We start from the raw sequence: 16,895 nt of genomic DNA, 5'->3' as shown, positions 1-16,895 counted from the left end.
CAACGAAAATGAAAACGATCGATCACGGGAATTACCATCGGGAAGTGCAGCTTGGCGCTGGCTCCGTTCACGTGTTTGCCAATGACGAAGTGTTTGCCACATTTGGGCAGCGCGTGTTCGAGATGGCGGAACATAACTTGCGCATCCCGCGCAATGTGTACTTTTCCTATACGCCGGATGCCCATGTCGGAATCGGGACGTGCATCGGGACGACGGCCGTCTGGAATATGCATGACGGGTTTGTGTCGCCCTCGATTGTCGGCTCGGATATCGGCTGCGGCATGCGCGTGCACCTGACGCCGCTGCATCGGGATGAGCTGAAAGACAAGCAATTGAAGCGCGAGCTGATTCAGGCGATTGAAACGTACGTACCGACGACGGAGCGCGGGCAAACGAGCTACACCGATATTTCCCTCGAAGAAGTGGTGAAGCATGGCCTGAACGGCCTGCCTGCCGCGTATTTGGCGGAGCCGGCGGGCGAGCCGGGCGGGGTGAGCCGCTCCTTGACTCATGTGGAAAAGCATACATTTGCCTTCGATCACGCGGCGCTTGCGCACATCCCGGCCAAGTCGTGGCAAAGAGCGTGGGGACAGCTCGGCACGCTCGGCGGCGGGAATCATTTTATCGAAATCCAGTCGCTCGAAATCGCGGAGGACAACCGGGAGATCGCACAGGAATGGGGCTTGTTCGACGGGCAGGTCGTCATCATGATTCACTCCGGCTCCCGCGCCTGGGGCGCCATGCTCGGACGGGATTACACGAAAAGCTTCAAGGAAGCGATGTTCAAGTGGGGGATTGAAAATCCGGAGCCGAGCCTGGTCTACGCCCCGATTGATACAGAGGAAGGCAAGCGATATTTGAACCTGATGTACTCGGCCTTGAATTACGCGGTGGTGAACCGCCATCTGATCGGCTATGCGGTCGAGCGGGCTTTCCGGGACGTGCTGGGAAAAGACTTTTCCACGCCGGTCCTGTACGATTTGATGCACAATTACGCCTTGCAGGAATATCACCGCAACACGCCGATGCTCGTCCATCGCAAAGGGGCGACCAAAGCGCTTCCGGCTGGCCACTTCCAAAATCCGAAGGCGTACAAAAAGACCGGACATCCGGCATTGATTCCAGGCTCGATGGGGACTTCGTCCTACATCATGGTCGGTGCGGAAGGCGGCGCGAAAAACTTTTACTCGATCTGCCATGGCGCGGGACGCATCCGCTCGCGCAAGGCCACGAAAGAAGCGGTCACGATCAATGAGTTCGAGCAAGCGCTGCGGATCGGTCAGGAGGACGAAATTTTGGTCAACCACCGCTCGCTCGAAGCGATTCTCGATGAATGTCCGCAGGCGTACAAAGACGTGGATCAGATTATTGATTCCGTCGTGGGGGCAAAGCTGGCGACAGTCGTAGCCAAGTGCAAGCCGCTCGTCGCGATCAAAGGAGTATGAGCCGAGATGGTTTCCGCTGCCGGGCGGGAGCCATCTTTTGCTTTCCTTTTGGCAAAATAGGTTCGAATGTAACATAAATTGCACCGCTTCCCCAACCGATATGAGAAAAGAGACCAAATAGGGGAGATAGGGGAACAGCTATGGCTACATACTACTACTTCACCTGCCAAAAGTGCCGGACCCGGGGGGGAGTTTTCGGCGAACAACCTTGGGGGTGGGGGAACTTTGACATGATCGAGTCCTTTAAGTTCCTGGCTCATCACATTCGCACGTGCGGGGAGGAGCACATCCGCGTCATCTCGGAGGAAGTGGACGAATACATCGATCAGCTTCACGGAGAGTACAACACGTTCCTGGAGCAGACGAAGCATATTTTTCCGCACTCGAAGGATTGGGAGTTTCTCGACCGCTGGAAGTCGCTAAAAGTTGAGGAATTAAAGGAAAAATGGGTAGAGGAAAACCGGATTGCCCACCCGGATGACCGCTTGAAGATTTACGGCACGCTTGTGGAAGTGGAAGTTTTGCAAAGAAGGGCCGGACGCGTTTCCTTCCTGGCGACCGTGACGGACCGTGAGAAAACAGCGTGGAGGCTTTCTGCCACCATGCCCGAATTGCCTGCGCTCGCGCAATCCTATATCATCATAGGAGTAAGACAGGATCATCCGGAGCTGGGGGAGATTGTGGAAGTGTTCAAGATGATTCCCCAGTCTGCAGATACGAAAGAGAGGGATCGCTAGGATGAAGCTTGAGTCCATCGGCAAACTGCTGGAAACAGTACGAAAGCGCAATCCGCTGGTGCACAACATCACAAACGTCGTCGTGACCAACTTCACGGCCAACGGCTTGCTCGCCCTCGGCGCGTCACCTGTCATGGCTTACGCCGAGCAGGAAGTCGCTGATATGGCGAAAATCGCAGGGGCACTCGTCCTGAACATGGGAACGTTGAACGAACGCGAAGTAGAAGCGATGCTGATCGCCGGAAGCTCGGCCAACCGCCACCAGGTCCCGTTGCTGTTTGACCCGGTAGGCGCAGGCGCAACCCCGTACCGCACGGAAACCGCGCAAAAAATCGTGCGCGAGCTGGACGTGGCCCTCATTCGCGGAAACGCGGCAGAGATTGCCAACGTCATCGGAGAGGCGTGGGAGATCAAAGGCGTGGACGCAGGCGAGGCGGGCGGAGACGTCGCAACGCTGGCAAAAGCGGCGGCGCAAAAGCTGAAAACGGTCGTGGCGATTACCGGAAAGGTCGACGTCATTGCCGACGGCAGCCGGGTGTACGCCATCCATAACGGCCATCCGATCTTGACCAAAGTGACAGGCACGGGCTGCTTGCTGACTTCCGTGATGGGCGCATTTGCCGCTGTGGAAAAAGACACGCTGTTAGCCGGAGCCGCCGCGCTCGTCACATACGGTGTCGCCGCCCAGCTCGCCGCGCAAAAGACGGCCGACGAAGGGCCGGGCAGCTTCCAGATTCAGTTTTTGAATGCCCTGTCCGCCGTGACCGCCGACGATGTGCACCGCCTGGGGGTTATCGAGCAGGTGGGGCTGTAGGCGAAAAGCGTGTAGGCGTGCAGGCATCTGTCCGTGCGATTTGCGGCAGCCTGTCGTTGTTGGGGGAGAGGGGATTCCTCCTGTTCCAGTTAAAATTTCTTCGTATTTTAAGAAGGAAGCGGATAAGGAGAGAGCTAAGAGAGTGGGTGCGTGACGAACAGGGGGATGCAGTGGGCTTCGTGCGGAGCGGCCGCGTGACGGACAGATGGATGTAAAGGGTTTTCATGCGGAGCGGCCACATGCCGGACAGGCGGAAGTAGCGGCATTCGTGCGGAAGCGGCCACATGCCGGACAGGCGGAAGTAGCGGCATTCGTGCGGAGCCGTCACGCGCGGGACAAGCGGAACTAGCAGGCTTTTGTACAGAGCGGCCCGCTACTCGCAAGCCGCCACTCCGTTGCTTCGCTTTGCCATGCGCGGTTTGCATGGCTTTTTTGTACCGTAAAAAATCCCCTGGTTGCCCAGGGGACGAAAATGATCGTGTCTAAATGGCTAGGATTAGGATAGGTAAGTTAGGGCGTAGCTGTAGTTTCGCAGCGTATAGGATAACAGCTTCTTCTGGTGCTCCGAGAGCGCGAGGAATACAAATTCTACTTGATCATTTTCAAACGGGCGGACATAAAAGCAGGAAATTCCATGACAAATAATTTCTTTCTTTAACGTCAGTGCTGCACTGGCATCGGTTCGTATATGCACTTCCACTTCCTTGTACCCTCCTTGGACATTCACTAGAGTACCAAAAAAAGCCAAAGGAAAAACACGGGAGTTATGGCAGATTCATGTCCAAGGTGTTACCATTTTTTGTATGAAGAATGACAATCGTGACAATTCGCAAAACAGCCTATTTCAAGTCGTCCGGAATGCATTTGGAGCGGGAAAAATAGGCGGAAATCATCGCGGCCACCCTGCCCTTTTCCGTGTTCATGTCGATTTTGTTTTGCAAGCAGCGCAAAAGCTCCTGGTCGCAGCTACAGGAAAAATAGCCGCGCTTTTGATAGCAGCGGTCGTGCTTTTTGCAGCAGCGGTCGATATCGTCAATCGGGGCGCCCGGCCCCGAACAGCCCGGGCCGCACCAGTTTCCGTACAAACAAGGAATCCGACCTGCCCGCCGTCTTCTTCTGCCCACCAGCCATCACTCCGCATCGTCAATGATTATTGGTAGCATATTGGAAAAGCGGGGAAGTTGCTTTAGGCAATTTCCACGAAAATTGACGCAAAAACTTGCGAGGCAGAGCGGAGAGAGGGTGGTGTCATGGCGGTCGCTGCCAGGACGAGAACGCCAGCGGGGAGCCGCTTCGTTTTCACAGATTTGCACGCAGAAAAACTTTTAAAATACTCCTTGAAATCGGCTGCTAGATATGATAGATTAGTTCTTGCCCGAGCGATATGCGAACAGGGCAAGCGGAAAATTTGGATGGATGTCCGAGCGGCCGAAGGAGCACGATTGGAAATCGTGTAGGCGGGGTCGACCCGTCTCGTGGGTTCAAATCCCACTCCATCCGCCATCATGGCCCGTTGGTGAAGCGGTTTAACACAGCAGCCTTTCACGCTGTCATACAGGGGTTCGAATCCCCTACGGGTCACCTAGTTCCCCCACAAAGCGAAGTGGATGCGTTGTAACAACGCCGAGTACTTTGCGGGGCCCCAACAACTGGTTGGAACCCGACTTTTGTCGGGGAAGAGTGGAGGCTTAGCTCAGCCGGGAGAGCATCTGCCTTACAAGCAGAGGGTCGGCGGTTCGATCCCGTCAGCCTCCACCATTTTCATATTTGCGGTCGTGGCGGAATTGGCAGACGCGCTAGATTCAGGTTCTAGTGGTGGCAACACCGTGGAGGTTCAAGTCCTCTCGACCGCACCATATCGTAAACGACAGGTTCCAGTCTGCTTTTGTGGCAGGCAGGGGCCTTTTTTTGTTAGGCGTTCGCGCTCTCTCTGCTGGCGCTGCCATATTCGGCGCGGCCGTTTCGGAATGGCCGAAGCGTACGGCAACACCAACGGCTTAGGCATGGACAAAGTGGCCCGCGAGACTTGTTGATTGTACAAGGCGTCTCGCGGGTTGTTCGTTTCTTCTCCTTGAAGCGGCTCCCCCTGCCGTGCCAGCACCTTGTCCCCAAAAACGTGGCCCCAACAGGTCGCTTGGGCAAGATATGGTATAACTAAACTAAAAAGAAAGAGAACGCAGGAAAGAGGTTGGCATGCATGGACTCGGTTCTTCACGTGTTAAAAGAGTGCAGTCTCCTGGCGTGGGAAAAAGGGAAGCCGTCCCTGGAAGTGGCGTTCTCGTCCCCGACGATGCTCGCCCCGCTGTCAGGGCGAATGCGCATGCAGGATGGCAAGCGGACGGTTTGGCTGGGCCCGGAACAAATCGTGCTTTTGCGTCCGGGCCACTCGGTGACGATCTGCGCCGACAAAAACGAGAGCCCGCCTGTTTGCCGCCTGTCCTTCGAGAGCTATCGGCTGGCGGAGCACGACGATGAACAGCTCGTCTACCGCAACGACCGCAGTTGTTTGCCTGCGAGCGGCTGGGTCAGGAATCGACTGCCGTATCGGGCAAATGTGCTGCTGAACGAGCTTTTGCACGCGTGCCAGCAAGCGTCCGCCCACGGCCAGACGGCAGAGCAAAAGCAGCACCAGCGCTTGTTCAAAGAGCTGATGGAGCTTGCCCTCCAGTACGAAATCACGCCTGAACTGGATTGGGAGCCGTCGATTCAGAAAGCGGTAACCTATATCGAGGAAAACTACCGAAGCCCGATTACCCGCTCCGAGCTGGCGCGGCTGGCCGGATTTCATACGAGCTATTTTTCGACCTTGTTTGCGAAAAAGCTGGGGTGGGGCTATTCCGAATATTTGAATCGCGTGCGGATCGACCGCGCCAAAGAGCATTTGCTGACGTCGGCCATGACGGTCAACGAAATTGCCGCGGAGGTCGGCTATGCAAACGGCGAGTATTTGAGCCGAAAATTCAAGCAACTGACCGGCATGTCCCCAGGCGAGTTCCGCAGTCGGCCGATTCCGAAGCGAATCGCCGCCTTTCAATTCGTGGGCGATTTGCTTGCGCTCGGTGTCACGCCTGTCGCCACTGACGATGAGCTTGTGCGCGGAGCGCTGCTGTTAAAAGAGGAACTGCAAAATGTTCCGACGGTCAACGGCGCATACGACGACGAGCAGCTCGCCAACCTGAAAGCGGATCTCGTCCTGGCTCCGACCTACTTTTATTACACGCCTGGCAGGATGAAGCGACTGCAAAACATCGCCCCGGTGCTGGCGCTGGAATGGGACAAGCTGGACCCGCTCGCGGAGCTTCGGCTGGTCGGCAAGCTGATTGGCAGAGAGCGGGAAGCGGAGCGATGGATCGAGCGCTATCAGGCACAGGTCGAAACCGCGAGAAAACAACTGCAAAAGCTGATCGACAGAGGGGACACGGCCGCCGTCTACGAGCTGCGCCACGATGGCGTCTTCATCTGGAACAAAACGGCGAGAGGGGCGTACAACCTGTACGACGCCCTTGGCTTCCGTCCGCCGGAGAGCGTGCACAGGGACGTGCTCGTGCCTGGACGGCATCTCTGGATTGCAGCAGACAGGCTGCCCGAATACGCCGCAGACCATATGTTTGTCATTGATGCCCGCGATGACCATGGTGCGGGTGTGCATGGCCTGAGCTTGCCAGCCTTCGAAAAGGCTCCCGGACAGGTGTATGCGCTGGAGCTGAACGAATTTTGGAGCAGTGACGGCTTGGCGCTAGAGCGCCAGTTGCACATCCAGACAAATTGCTTGCTCCGCGGCGGCGCAGAGTGAACATTTGTCCAGAAAAAACGGCAACTTTATGAAATAGACGGTGTATGGAAAAGCTTGCTATGATGGGTACGGATTTTATTGATAATGATTATCGTTGTTGGTAAGGTCGTTTCCCATTTTTAGCAAGAAGGAGCTGTACAGGATGAAAAGAAACAAGGTTGGAGCACACAGAGCGCCTGGCATGCTGAGCGCCTTACTATTGGCGATGGCGGTATTGCTTGCGGCTTGCGGTGGAGCCGGAGGGGGCAGCGGGGCCTCGCAGGAAAACGCGACGGCAGTAGAGGGGCAAACAGCGGCAACGGCTGCGACGAGCGGAGAGGCCAAGCCGTCTACCCGTAAAGTAAAGACGGTCAACGGAGAAATTGAAATTCCGGCCGAGCCAAAGCGCATTGTCGCCCAAGGATATTTGGCTACCTTCCTGGCACTCGGGATCAAGCCTGTCGGGGCACCGTTCTGGGATATCGACTCCCCGCATATCAAGGCACAGACAGCGGGCATCGAAGACATCGGCACGATTGACGCCAGCAGTGTGGAGAAAATTTTGGCCCTGAATCCCGACTTGATCGTCACGCTGAGCGACGACCCCACGCTCTATGAGCAGTTGAGCAAAATCGCGCCCACACTCGTTTTCGTCCATACGACATTCAAAGACTCGCGCGAGCAAATCCGCACGTTCGGGGAGATTCTCGGCAAGGAAAAAGAAGCGGAAGCCTGGATTGCCTCTTTCACGAAACGGTAGAGAAAGCAAAGCAGCGCATCAAGGGAGTCGTCGGCGAAAACGCGACGGCTGCGATCATGGGCGGCTTCGACAAGCAACTGGTGGTGTACGCCGACGGCCTTTGGCGGGGAGCCGAAGCCATGTACAAGCATCTTGGGCTGAAGCGACCGCCGCTGGTGCAAAAAAGCGTAGACGAGGGCAAAGAGCATGTGACCATCTCGTTAGAGCAGGTCAACGAATTTTCCGGCGACTACCTTTTTGTGGAGTCGGGCAAGCAGGCGGGACTTGATCCGAGCAATCCGATCTGGAACACGCTGGACGCAGTCAAAAACGGCCGCGTTTACCAGATGGATACCGACTATTTTTGGCCGTACGACCCGATTGCCGTAAAAGCACAAGTCGATCTGATTGCCGACATGCTGGTCGAGGGCAAGCATCAGTTTTGACAGCGGAATATTTCCTCCTGCCATCTGGATACATGCTGAAATCAGCCCTCGAGCCAGCTTACGTGTACGAAGGCGATGAACCTGCCCGGCTGGTTGCGCTCGTAGAGGCGGGAATCGGCATCGCCTTTATCCCTTGCACGGGAAGGAGCTTGCACGAGCAGGTTCACTATTTGCGGGTAGAGGGCTGCAATTTGGCGCGCGAGATCGCTTTGCTCTGGCACAAGAGCCGGTACATTTCCCGCGCTGCCCGGGAGTTTCGCGAGATCGTGGAGGAATACTTTGCGGACGTCACGAGCAATGCGCTGCTGTCCTTTTGCAAACCGGATGCTTTCCGCTTGGAGCGTGGAAAATGACAGGCAGACGGGCGGCCACGACAGCCAGGTCAGAGCCAGTCTGCTGCTGTTTGCCACACAAGAAAGAATACGAAACCCCACCTTTACGAGCGGGCCGCAACATCTGGCGCGGCGTGGTCGCTCCACTCGTAAAGGTGGGTTGTTCTGTCTCGCGTTACGGGGCGAGTTCCAGGTCAGGTGCGGACTGGGCGTTTTCTGCCGAAGACTCGCCGCTGCTCGATTCATCTGCATTGCGGGGAGGGGCAGCGGTGCTGAAAGATTCGGCTTCGGCAAAATTCGTCTGCTCGCTGAGCTGTGCTGTCAGCGCCTTAAACTTTTCTCCCATCTGCTCATCGAGCCTGCCCATCGTCTGTTCCAGTGCGGCCACTTGCTCGCGTTTGGCTGTTGCCGTTTGGCCTGACAAAGCCCGGCTTTCGTCCAGCTTGATCTCCTGATTCAACACCCGGATGCCGCGGTCGATTTTATGTTTCTGGGCAGAAAGCTGTTCGAACTGCTCCAAGTTACCGGACAACGCCATGAAATGCTGCAAGGCAGGTTCTTCGGCAGTCTGGTTGCCAGCGTCAGCGGGTTTTTCAGGAGTCGGCTGTTTGCTGTCTGCATCCTGGACGAACGTCTTCTGCATTTCATCCAGCTTGATTTGGCTGATTTGTTCATCCAGAGCGCGAATTTGCTCATCGAGCGCCTTGATCTGCTCCTGGATGCCCTGGGCTTGCCCGCCCGATTTCAATGCTGACTCATATAATTTGCTTTTGCTCTCTTGCAGCTTTTCCCGTTGGGGCTGCAACGATTGCATCAGGTCATTTGTTTTCGACTGGTTGTTTTTCGCAAAAAGGCTGCGAGCCTGGGAACTGACAGTGACGGAATCGGCTTGTTTTTTTTTGCTGCCTGTCCGCTACTGCCTGATTTTCAGCCCCGTTGCTTAAGCGAAGGGGGCTTTGGGGGTGCAGGGCGTGCGACATGGAAATTTTCACATGGGTTCCTCTTTTCCAATCAGCGGTAATGCTGCTTCTCCTGTTACCATCGGCTATATTTTTCCATTTGTGTATAGGAATTGCGGACAATGGTTAAAGTTTTTTTGAACGGAGAAGGCCGCAAAAAACAGCCTGCCTATCATGAACTAGGGCGAAATTCCGCGAACGGCTCGGAGGAAGCAGGATGTTTTTCTTCTATATAATATACAAAGGACAGCCCGCGCCGTCGCGGACGGACAAGTTTGTGCTTGTCGACCCGAGCCTATACACAACGGCTTTATATGGCGTCACTTTCCATATCCTTGACTTTTTTTTCACATATGTTACAATTACGCTTGTAAAAGAGGTCCGAAAACCACTTTTCAGCAATGCGAACCTGGCAAGCGACAGCTTGCGCAAAAGGGGACAGCATTTGTTTTGCGGGTGTAGTTCAATGGTAGAACTCCAGCCTTCCAAGCTGGTCGCGTGGGTTCGATTCCCATCACCCGCTCCATAGCGTTTGGCGGTGTAGCTCAGATGGTCAGAGCGTTCGGTTCATACCCGAAAGGTCGGGGGTTCGACTCCCTCCGCCGCTACCTGATTGATTCCACACATGGCGGTCGTGGCGAAGGGGTTAACGCACCGGATTGTGGCTCCGGCATTCGTGGGTTCGAGTCCCATCGATCGCCCCATAGTAGAAACAGCAAAAGCCCAGCGAGATTCCTGCACGGATCTGGCTGGGCTTTTTGTATGCGCATTTTCAGGACGAGTTTCTCGCTCGCTACATGTTGCGGTGCAGCATGGCAGTGGTCCGAGCATAGGCACACATGCGATCGACCGCCCCGCCTTCATGCGGCGAAACATGCAGGCGGTGCGAAAAAAGCATACAAGCGCGCGCACGAGAAAGGTTCGCGGCGGGGCGACACAGTTCCTTACGCGGCCAAGAAGCTGCCAGCGGGAGCTTGTTTTTGCCTGCTTACGGAAAAGGATGCGGCTGAAAAAAGTGAATCCGGTTGCCAAACGGGTCTGTCACGCACACCTCGCGCGTTCCCCATGGCGTTTTTTCCAGACCGGGCCGGGCGTATTTATACGACTTGCCGGTAAGCGTCTGGTGCAGCAGCTCGATGTCCTCGACCTGCACGCGGACAGCCGCGCCCGGACAGGCGTCTCCGTGATGTTCGGTTAAGTGCAGCACGCACTCGGGCGACGAGACTTACATGTACAGCGGAAAATGGTCCTCGTAGCGATGCTCCCAATCGACCTGAAATCCGAGAAAATCGACGTAAAACTCCTTCGCTTTTGCTTCGTCAAAAATGCGGAAGACAGGCGTGACGGCAAGAGTCATCTGTTCACAAACCTCCTTAATGCAGTAATCGTGGACAAATGCAGCCCTTCGTGAAAAATCGTCCGCACCAGCACCTGGGCGATGGTGTGCATGCCAGATTCGGTGGCAGGAAATGGTTCCTCCAGCCGCTCCCCATAGGCGGAGCGAATTTGCTGAGGCTGTTCTTCCAGCAAGGCGAGGATGGTTTGCAGGGGAGGGGGAGGAGATTGCCAGTCTGCCGGTTTGGTCCCGTAGCCGAACCATTCGCGGAAGCCGGGCGGAATCGGAGCCTCCTCTTTCGTCAAGTGCTGCAGCCATAAGTATTGATCCAGATAGATGTGTCCCAAGTTCCACAAAATATTGTTGGAAAAGCCCGCCGGGACGATGAGCGCTTCTTCCTCTGACAAGCCGTTTACCGCCTCCAGCACTTCCTTTCGATAATCTTCCAACTGCTGAAAGAGGACAATATGCCGTTTTTCCATACCTCTGTTCCCTCCTGATTTCGCTTCTTCTTACCATTCCATGCCACCGCCGCTTTCTCCTATCCGTGAGAAGGGAAAGGCACAGAAAAAAAGCGTGCCGGGTCCCCGGTGGACCGACACGCTTGATTCAATTACATGCCTTTTTTCTCCAAGACATGGGCGGGCGCGAAAAGCCTGCGCCATTTGATTTGCGGCACGCAGATGGCCGCGAGGATCATCAGAACGCCGCCCCATTGGGAAAGCGTCACGTTTTCTTGGAGGACAAAGCAGGACAAAAGCACGACGGTTGGCAACTCGACGGCACTCAAGATCGTGGCGAGGCCGTTGCCGATGCGGGGGACGCCTACCGCCAGGCAAAAAATCGGGATGACCGAGCCGAATACGGCAACGAGCAAGCCGAGCGGAAGCAGTCCGTCCATCAGCCGTCCATTGAGCAAAAAAGTAGGCGGGTAGACGATGGAGAGCATCACGGCTGCCATGCTGATCGTAATCGCGCTGCGCAAATAAGGATTCATGCCCGGAAGGACGCGCCCGCTGAAGAAAATGACCAGCGCGAACGTTGCCCCCGACAACAGGCCGCAGACCAGACCCGTGATGCTGACGTTTTGCAGCCCGCCTTCGCTAAGACCGCTGGCCAGCACCGTCCCGCCGCCGAGCATGAGCAGCGATACCCATTTTTCTGCTGTCGGCCATTTGCGGTCGACGAGCGATTCGAGCAGGACACCGATCCAGGTGAACTGGAACAACAGCACGATGGCGAGCGAAGCAGACACGCGACTGACAGCCTGATGGTAAAAAATACTGGTGGAAGCCATCATCAGGCTGACTGGCGCCAAAATCAGCAAATATTTCCAACGAAACCGTTCCCGCGAGAAGAACAAGGCCGCAATCGACATAATCAAGCCGCCGAAAATCAGTTGGCTCCCGCTCATTTCAAAAGGAGTGAAGCCAAGGGCGAACGCGTGCTTCATGAACAGGGACAGCACCCCGTAGCTGCATGCGCCGAGCAAGACTAACAAAACAGAACGCCAGTATGTCATAGGTAAAAATTCCTTTCTTATGACTAAACTCGGTTGAATAATGCCTATTGTACACCAGCGTTAAAAATGGTACAATGAAAAATTTGATATCACTTCATTGTGTTACTGAGGTAATCAGATGTCTTGTTACATCGCTGCCATGGTAGCGAATGAAAGTGTCTCGAGCGCTTATATTGGTGATGAATACATAGCCGATTGGCGACAATTCCGTTACACTACTCTATAGGATGGGCACATGGCAAAATCAGTGGAGGAAGAAAAATGAAACAGGGGATACTTTACGCGTTTGCCGCGTATTTTGCATGGGGGATGCTCCCGCTGTACTGGAAGCTGTTCCAGTCGATGGGCGCATGGGAGATTTTGGCGCATCGCATCGTCTGGTCTGTTCTTTTTGTCGCAATCATTATTCAGGTAACGAAACGCTGGCGCGCGATGTGGGGATCGGTATCCGGAGGCAAAATAGCCGCGGCGCTTGCCATCTGCTCCCTGCTCATCAGTGCGAACTGGCTGATCTACATTTGGGCGGTAAACAACAACCAGGTCATGCAAACGAGCCTTGGCTACTATATGAATCCGCTGTTTACGGTGCTGCTCGGCGTGATCTTTTTAAAAGAAAAAATGCATGCCGGACAGTGGGTAGCGCTGATTCTGGCTGCCTGCGGCGTCCTGTTCATCACCGTGCAATACGGCGAGTTTCCGTGGATTGCCCTCTCGCTGGCGCTCACGTTTGCGTTTTACGGCCTGGCGAAAAAGGTGGTGAAGATGGAGGCGATGATCGGGCTTGCGTGGGAGACGCTGTTCGTCGCGCCAATCGCGCTCGGCTATCTGATTATGCTCCAGGCAAACGGGACAGAGACCGTGACGACTTTGGCATGGTGGCAGATGTTGTTGCTGGCGCTGGCCGGAGTCGCGACGGCGATGCCGTTGTACTGGTTTGCGCAAGCCGCGAAGCGCTTGCCGCTCTCGATCGTCGGCTTCATCCAGTACGTCTCGCCGACGATTACGCTGCTTACCGCTGTGTTTTTGTTCGGAGAGCCGTTTACGACGACGCATCTCATCAGCTTTTCGTGCATCTGGTCGGCGCTCGTCATCTTTACCGTAAGCTCGATGCGCAAAAAGCCGGCGACGGTTCCGCTCAAGCCGGAAGTGGCGATCAAAAAGCAAGCGTGAGATTAGAGAAAAAAACTCCTGACCGATTCCGGGACGATGCTCTCGGCGGGTCAGGAGTTTTTGTTTGCGAACCGCTGGCCTTAGCCTTGGTGCTTGCGGCGGTATGCGCCGTGGTTGGTTGGGCCGACGTATTGGTTGAGGGCAAAGGAGTGGCGAATCGCTTCTGTAATAAATTCCTTCGCGACTTCGACGGCTCCGCGCACGGAATTGCCTTTTGCCAGCTCAGCGCAGATCGCAGCAGAGAAGGTGCAGCCTGCTCCGTGCGTGAATGTAGTGTCAAAGCGCTCGGATTCGAGCACTTCAATGTTTTGCCCGTCGTAGAAAACGTCGACAGCATTGCCGCTTTGCAGCTTGGTGCCGCCTTTTACCACGACGTAAGAAGTGCCGAAGTCATGAATGCGTTTTGCCGCTTCTTTCATGTCTTCTACGCTTGTCAGCGCGCCCATTTCGCTGAGGATGCCCGCTTCGAACAAGTTTGGCGTGGCAACCGTCGCACGCGGGAGCAGCACTTCACGCAGGCTGATGGCGATTTCCGGATGGAGCGCTTCAGCGCCTTTACAGATCATCACCGGGTCTACGACGACATTTTTCAATTGGTATTGCTCTATTTTGCGGGCAGCGAGGTCAACCAGCTCGGTGGTGCCAAGCATCCCGGTTTTGACTGCATCGACGCCGATTCCGGCGAGCACCGTTTCGATCTGCTTTTCCAGAATAGCCACATCGATCGGGAACACTTCATGGAACCAGTCATTGTGCGGGTCTTGGGCCACGATAACAGTAAGGGCTGTCATTCCGAAGACGCCAAGCTCCTGAAACGTTTTGAGGTCTGCCTGTTGTCCAGCACCGCCGCTGGTATCGGAGCCTGCAATGGTAAGCGCTTTTTTCATTGTCATTTTGATTATCTCCCTCTTGTGCAGCAGCGAAGTGAATGCAGAGCTTTACTGTCATGCACTGTAATGTCTCCCTCTATATTAAGAGGAAAAAAACAGCGGTGTCAATAATATCCCCAGAAATAAAAAACCGCTTCCCGGGGATGAGAAACGGTTTTCATTATGTAGACCATGTTAGCGGGAGGCAGCGTGGTGAAAAGAAAAGCTGATCGGCGTAGACAGGGAGCGGGAGCGTTTGGTCGCGAGCTGTTTGGCCTGTTTGGCTGCTTCGAACATGCTCGGCGCCTTGATGATTTCTACCCATCTGCGAGTTGCGGTTTCAAATAAAAAGCGATAGATTGTCATCGGTCATCGCCCTTTCGTGTTTTCTTCACACTCATATTGTAGTACGTATTTGGCAGCAGTTGGTTACGCGTTTGTTACATGATTTTGAAAAAGCTGTTGCATTTGTGTGAAGGCGAAATAGTTTTTGTCAAGTCCGTTACGTTTTTCGACTTTTTACGTCTTTAGTATGAGAAAAGAACGAATGAGGTGCTGTAAAGATGGCCAACACAACGGGAGAGCTGACAGTAACCGGAGTCAATCACAGCTACGGAACGGGGAAGATCAAGGTTCCGGTGCTGTTTGATATCAACCTGCACGTCAACCGGGGCGAGTTTGTCGCCTTGTGCGGTTCGTCCGGTTCAGGGAAGTCGACGCTGCTGAATTTGCTCGCTGGTCTGACCAAGCCGGAGGAAGGCAGCGTGATGGTGAGCGGCGAGGAAATCTCCAAGTTTAACGAAAATGAATTGTGCCTGTTTCGCCGCAAGCACATGGGCTTCATTTTCCAGTCGTACAACCTTTTGCCTAACTTGACGGCGCTGGAAAACGTGGAGCTGCCGTTGATCTTCGCGGGCGAAAGCGTCAAGAAGCGGAGGGCGAAAGCAAAAGAGATTTTGCATCGGGTCGGACTGGAAGGACGGATCGACCACCGGCCGAACGAGCTTAGCGGTGGGCAGCAGCAGCGCGTCAGTATTGCGCGGGCGCTCGTCAACCAGCCAGGCATCATTTTGGCTGACGAACCGACGGGGAACCTGGACTCGAAGACCGAACAGGAAATTCTCCATCTCATGAGAGAAATGAACAGGGAAAATGGGACTACGTTCATCATCGTTACCCATGAACAGGAAGTAGCAGAGCAGTCCGACCGCGTCATTTATTTGCAGGACGGCCGGGTTGTACAAAAAAGGACAAGGCCAGCGTAGGCGAGGGGTATGAGGTGAACATATTGTGAAGGTAATGGATTCGTTTCGCATCGTCTGGAGAAACTTGTGGCGGATGAAGCTGCGGACCGCCCTGACATCGGTCGGTGTCATGATCGGCACGGCTGCCATCGTCGCGATGATGGCGCTGAGCTTGGGGCTGAAGGAAAACGCAGTGAAAAGCCTGGAAAACTTCGGGAACTTGACAGAGATGGACGTCGAACCGATGTACTACGACCAGGAAAAGGGCGAGATGATCCCGGACGATCAACGCAAGCGGCTGAATATGGAAGCTGTTCAGGAGCTGAAAAAAATACCGGGCATCGCAGCCGTCATGCCTGTCAAGCGGCTGAATGAGCAGGCGAAGCTGAAGGTAGGCAGGCGCGAAGGCTACGTCGAGCTGGTTGGGGTTGACGTGAATGAGTCGGCCGCCTACCGCAAGAACGATGTAGAAAAAGGGACGTATTTGACAGGTTCTCCCCAGGAGGTCGTCGTCGCTTTTGACGTTCCGCGGGCAATGCGCGATGTGGAAAAAGAAAAGCGGGAGGCGCGCAGGCGCAACGCCGACAACGGCAGACAGTCGGGCATGTCCGCCATGCCTCCCGATATGGGCGGCGGCGGAGAGTCGGCAGCCTTCAACATCGTCGACAAAGCGGCAACACTCATTTTGACGCGGGAATACCGCATCGACGACGAACCGAAATTCGAGAAAAAAGAATTGCGGGTGCGCGTCGTCGGCCAGCTTCAAAAATCGGAAAACTTTCGCTACTCCACAGCGGTCTACGTCCCGCTTGGCGTCGTGAAAGAGCTGAACGATTGGGTGAACCGCGGACGCAGCGACGAAGGCAGCGAAGGCTCGTCGCGCCGCACGCGGGAGCAGGCGACAAAAGACACGTTTGAATTTGACCAGATGACCGTCAAGGTAGAATCGCGGGAGCAGGTAGAGAGCGTCGTCAAGGCGTTGAAGGAAAAAGGCTATGAAGTGTGGTCGCCAGCGCGCGAACTGGAGACGATCAACCAGTTTTTCTTCGTGATCCAGATGGTGCTGGGCGGCATTGCAGCGATCTCCTTGCTCGTTGCCACAATCGGAATCGTCAATACGATGATTATGTCCATTTTGGAGCGAACAAAAGAAATTGGCATTATGAAAGTAATCGGAGCAACCGTATTTAACATTCGCTGGCTGTTTTTGATGGAGTCAGGCTTCATTGGACTGATCGGCGGCCTGGCCGGGCTTGGCATGGCCTGGGGCGCGGTAGAGCTAGTGAACTACTTCGGCGCATCCGGCGGCATTATGGACAGTTTGAACATGGGGTATGGCGGCGGACCGGAAGGCGAACAGAGCAAATTGGCAGTGATTCCGGTCTGGCTGGCGCTGTTTGCCATCGGCTTCTCCTTTATCATCGGGCTGCTCGCGGGCATTTTCCCGGCGATTCGGGCTTCCCGTCTAAGTGCACTTCAAGCGATTCGATCAGAATAAGAAATGTGGGGA

Annotated in this window: 16 protein-coding genes, 7 tRNA genes and 2 pseudogenes; 18 read left to right on the top strand and 7 right to left on the bottom strand. The window is 55.0% G+C overall.

Features of this window, described 5'->3' with window-relative positions; translation table 11 throughout:
* Positions 1-8 precede the first annotated feature (8 nt).
* From AC27IT_RS11000 to AC27IT_RS10985, 4 genes are all read left to right on the top strand, one after another.
* Positions 9-1,445: an RtcB family protein gene (locus AC27IT_RS11000; RefSeq protein WP_429777055.1), complete on the top strand. Its 1,437-nt coding sequence runs from the start codon at positions 9-11 to the stop codon at positions 1,443-1,445.
* A 230-nt stretch (positions 1,446-1,675) separates the two neighbouring features.
* On the top strand, positions 1,676-2,182 hold the full coding sequence (locus AC27IT_RS10995) for a hypothetical protein (RefSeq protein WP_005829085.1): 507 nt from the start codon (positions 1,676-1,678) through the stop codon (positions 2,180-2,182).
* 1 nt (position 2,183) lies between these two features.
* The gene (gene thiM, locus AC27IT_RS10990) at positions 2,184-2,996 is read left to right on the top strand and encodes a hydroxyethylthiazole kinase (protein ID WP_340673318.1); all 813 of its coding nucleotides are present in this window, start codon (positions 2,184-2,186) and stop codon (positions 2,994-2,996) included.
* Positions 2,997-3,201: 205 nt separating this feature from the next.
* Positions 3,202-3,345, top strand: coding sequence for a hypothetical protein (locus AC27IT_RS10985; protein ID WP_340673317.1), 144 nt, complete (start codon positions 3,202-3,204; stop codon positions 3,343-3,345).
* 490 nt (positions 3,346-3,835) lie between these two features.
* Here AC27IT_RS10985 and AC27IT_RS10980 read toward each other — a convergent pair whose 3' ends face one another.
* The gene (locus AC27IT_RS10980) at positions 3,836-4,120 is read right to left on the bottom strand and encodes a phospholipase A2 family protein (protein WP_007784666.1); all 285 of its coding nucleotides are present in this window, start codon (positions 4,118-4,120) and stop codon (positions 3,836-3,838) included.
* Between the two features lie 286 nt (positions 4,121-4,406).
* On the opposite strand from AC27IT_RS10980, the gene AC27IT_RS10975 reads away from it, so the two are divergent.
* The 8 genes and pseudogenes from AC27IT_RS10975 to AC27IT_RS10940 all read left to right on the top strand — a co-directional run.
* Positions 4,407-4,499, top strand: a tRNA-Ser gene (locus AC27IT_RS10975).
* Between the two features lie 4 nt (positions 4,500-4,503).
* Positions 4,504-4,577: transfer RNA gene (locus tag AC27IT_RS10970), tRNA-Glu, on the top strand.
* Between the two features lie 101 nt (positions 4,578-4,678).
* A tRNA-Val gene (locus AC27IT_RS10965) sits at positions 4,679-4,754 on the top strand.
* An 11-nt stretch (positions 4,755-4,765) separates the two neighbouring features.
* Positions 4,766-4,852 (top strand) — tRNA-Leu (locus AC27IT_RS10960).
* Between the two features lie 341 nt (positions 4,853-5,193).
* A complete protein-coding gene (locus AC27IT_RS10955) occupies positions 5,194-6,789 on the top strand; it encodes a helix-turn-helix domain-containing protein (protein WP_487091786.1) in 1,596 nt (531 codons plus the stop codon).
* 142 nt (positions 6,790-6,931) lie between these two features.
* On the top strand, positions 6,932-7,528 hold the full coding sequence (locus AC27IT_RS10950) for an ABC transporter substrate-binding protein (protein WP_241752771.1): 597 nt from the start codon (positions 6,932-6,934) through the stop codon (positions 7,526-7,528).
* Positions 7,432-7,953, top strand: a complete 522-nt coding sequence (locus AC27IT_RS10945; RefSeq protein ID WP_327944890.1) for an ABC transporter substrate-binding protein — start codon at positions 7,432-7,434, stop codon at positions 7,951-7,953. The genes AC27IT_RS10950 and AC27IT_RS10945 overlap by 97 nt, the downstream gene beginning before the upstream one ends.
* Positions 7,926-8,306, top strand: a pseudogene (locus AC27IT_RS10940) (LysR family transcriptional regulator substrate-binding protein); the annotation flags it as partial. The gene AC27IT_RS10945 and the pseudogene AC27IT_RS10940, both read left to right, overlap by 28 nt.
* 154 nt (positions 8,307-8,460) lie before the next feature.
* On the opposite strand, the gene AC27IT_RS10935 reads toward AC27IT_RS10940, so the two are convergent.
* Complete coding sequence (locus AC27IT_RS10935; RefSeq protein ID WP_487091785.1) at positions 8,461-9,033, bottom strand: hypothetical protein; 573 nt, start codon at positions 9,031-9,033, stop codon at positions 8,461-8,463.
* Between the two features lie 663 nt (positions 9,034-9,696).
* On the opposite strand from AC27IT_RS10935, the gene AC27IT_RS10930 reads away from it, so the two are divergent.
* The 3 genes from AC27IT_RS10930 to AC27IT_RS10920 all read left to right on the top strand — a co-directional run bounded on the left by AC27IT_RS10930 (position 9,697) and on the right by AC27IT_RS10920 (position 9,948).
* A tRNA-Gly gene (locus AC27IT_RS10930) sits at positions 9,697-9,770 on the top strand.
* A gap of 8 nt (positions 9,771-9,778) precedes the next feature.
* Positions 9,779-9,852 (top strand) — tRNA-Met (locus AC27IT_RS10925).
* 20 nt (positions 9,853-9,872) lie between these two features.
* Positions 9,873-9,948, top strand: a tRNA-His gene (locus AC27IT_RS10920).
* A gap of 284 nt (positions 9,949-10,232) precedes the next feature.
* Here the strand turns inward: AC27IT_RS10920 and AC27IT_RS10915 are convergent.
* The 3 genes and pseudogenes from AC27IT_RS10915 to AC27IT_RS10905 form a co-directional block, all read right to left on the bottom strand.
* Positions 10,233-10,601, bottom strand: a pseudogene (locus AC27IT_RS10915) (glyoxalase superfamily protein).
* The gene (locus tag AC27IT_RS10910; protein WP_005832830.1) at positions 10,598-11,062 is read right to left on the bottom strand and encodes a DinB family protein; all 465 of its coding nucleotides are present in this window, start codon (positions 11,060-11,062) and stop codon (positions 10,598-10,600) included. The pseudogene AC27IT_RS10915 and the gene AC27IT_RS10910 overlap by 4 nt, the downstream one beginning before the upstream one ends.
* 131 nt (positions 11,063-11,193) lie before the next feature.
* Positions 11,194-12,102 (bottom strand): EamA family transporter, encoded by a 909-nt coding sequence (locus AC27IT_RS10905; RefSeq protein WP_197186686.1) that lies wholly within the window; start codon positions 12,100-12,102, stop codon positions 11,194-11,196.
* A gap of 261 nt (positions 12,103-12,363) precedes the next feature.
* Between AC27IT_RS10905 and rarD the strand changes: the two genes are divergently transcribed.
* Positions 12,364-13,272, top strand: coding sequence for an EamA family transporter RarD (gene rarD, locus AC27IT_RS10900; RefSeq protein WP_005832826.1), 909 nt, complete (start codon positions 12,364-12,366; stop codon positions 13,270-13,272).
* Positions 13,273-13,352: 80 nt separating this feature from the next.
* Here rarD and pdxK read toward each other — a convergent pair whose 3' ends face one another.
* Together pdxK and AC27IT_RS10890 are read right to left on the bottom strand one after the other, a co-directional pair.
* On the bottom strand, positions 13,353-14,165 hold the full coding sequence (pdxK, locus tag AC27IT_RS10895; RefSeq protein ID WP_005832824.1) for a pyridoxine/pyridoxal/pyridoxamine kinase: 813 nt from the start codon (positions 14,163-14,165) through the stop codon (positions 13,353-13,355).
* A 171-nt stretch (positions 14,166-14,336) separates the two neighbouring features.
* On the bottom strand, positions 14,337-14,507 hold the full coding sequence (locus AC27IT_RS10890) for a hypothetical protein (RefSeq protein ID WP_005832822.1): 171 nt from the start codon (positions 14,505-14,507) through the stop codon (positions 14,337-14,339).
* Positions 14,508-14,704: 197 nt separating this feature from the next.
* Here AC27IT_RS10890 and AC27IT_RS10885 point away from each other — a divergent pair, with 197 nt between their 5' ends.
* Both AC27IT_RS10885 and AC27IT_RS10880 read left to right on the top strand, forming a co-directional pair.
* Complete coding sequence (locus AC27IT_RS10885) at positions 14,705-15,406, top strand: ABC transporter ATP-binding protein (protein WP_005832820.1); 702 nt, start codon at positions 14,705-14,707, stop codon at positions 15,404-15,406.
* A gap of 25 nt (positions 15,407-15,431) precedes the next feature.
* Complete coding sequence (locus AC27IT_RS10880) at positions 15,432-16,883, top strand: ABC transporter permease (protein WP_007784106.1); 1,452 nt, start codon at positions 15,432-15,434, stop codon at positions 16,881-16,883.
* Positions 16,884-16,895 lie beyond the last annotated feature (12 nt).

The organism is Brevibacillus sp. YAE8 (genome assembly GCF_057543335.1).
The sequence above is the reverse complement of the archived record's forward strand: the minus strand, read 5'-3'. Positions and strand labels throughout refer to the sequence as shown.

Coding starts and splice junctions, on each gene's coding strand:
- AC27IT_RS11000 (WP_429777055.1), top strand. CDS start 9: ATGAAAACGATCGATCACGGGAATTACCATCGGGAAGTGCAGCTTGGC.
- AC27IT_RS10995 (WP_005829085.1), top strand. CDS start 1,676: ATGATCGAGTCCTTTAAGTTCCTGGCTCATCACATTCGCACGTGCGGG.
- thiM (WP_340673318.1), top strand. CDS start 2,184: ATGAAGCTTGAGTCCATCGGCAAACTGCTGGAAACAGTACGAAAGCGC.
- AC27IT_RS10985 (WP_340673317.1), top strand. CDS start 3,202: ATGGATGTAAAGGGTTTTCATGCGGAGCGGCCACATGCCGGACAGGCG.
- AC27IT_RS10955 (WP_487091786.1), top strand. CDS start 5,194: ATGGACTCGGTTCTTCACGTGTTAAAAGAGTGCAGTCTCCTGGCGTGG.
- AC27IT_RS10950 (WP_241752771.1), top strand. CDS start 6,932: ATGAAAAGAAACAAGGTTGGAGCACACAGAGCGCCTGGCATGCTGAGC.
- AC27IT_RS10910 (WP_005832830.1), bottom strand. CDS start 11,062: ATGGAAAAACGGCATATTGTCCTCTTTCAGCAGTTGGAAGATTATCGA.
- AC27IT_RS10905 (WP_197186686.1), bottom strand. CDS start 12,102: ATGACATACTGGCGTTCTGTTTTGTTAGTCTTGCTCGGCGCATGCAGC.
- rarD (WP_005832826.1), top strand. CDS start 12,364: ATGAAACAGGGGATACTTTACGCGTTTGCCGCGTATTTTGCATGGGGG.
- pdxK (WP_005832824.1), bottom strand. CDS start 14,165: ATGACAATGAAAAAAGCGCTTACCATTGCAGGCTCCGATACCAGCGGC.
- AC27IT_RS10890 (WP_005832822.1), bottom strand. CDS start 14,507: ATGACAATCTATCGCTTTTTATTTGAAACCGCAACTCGCAGATGGGTA.
- AC27IT_RS10885 (WP_005832820.1), top strand. CDS start 14,705: ATGGCCAACACAACGGGAGAGCTGACAGTAACCGGAGTCAATCACAGC.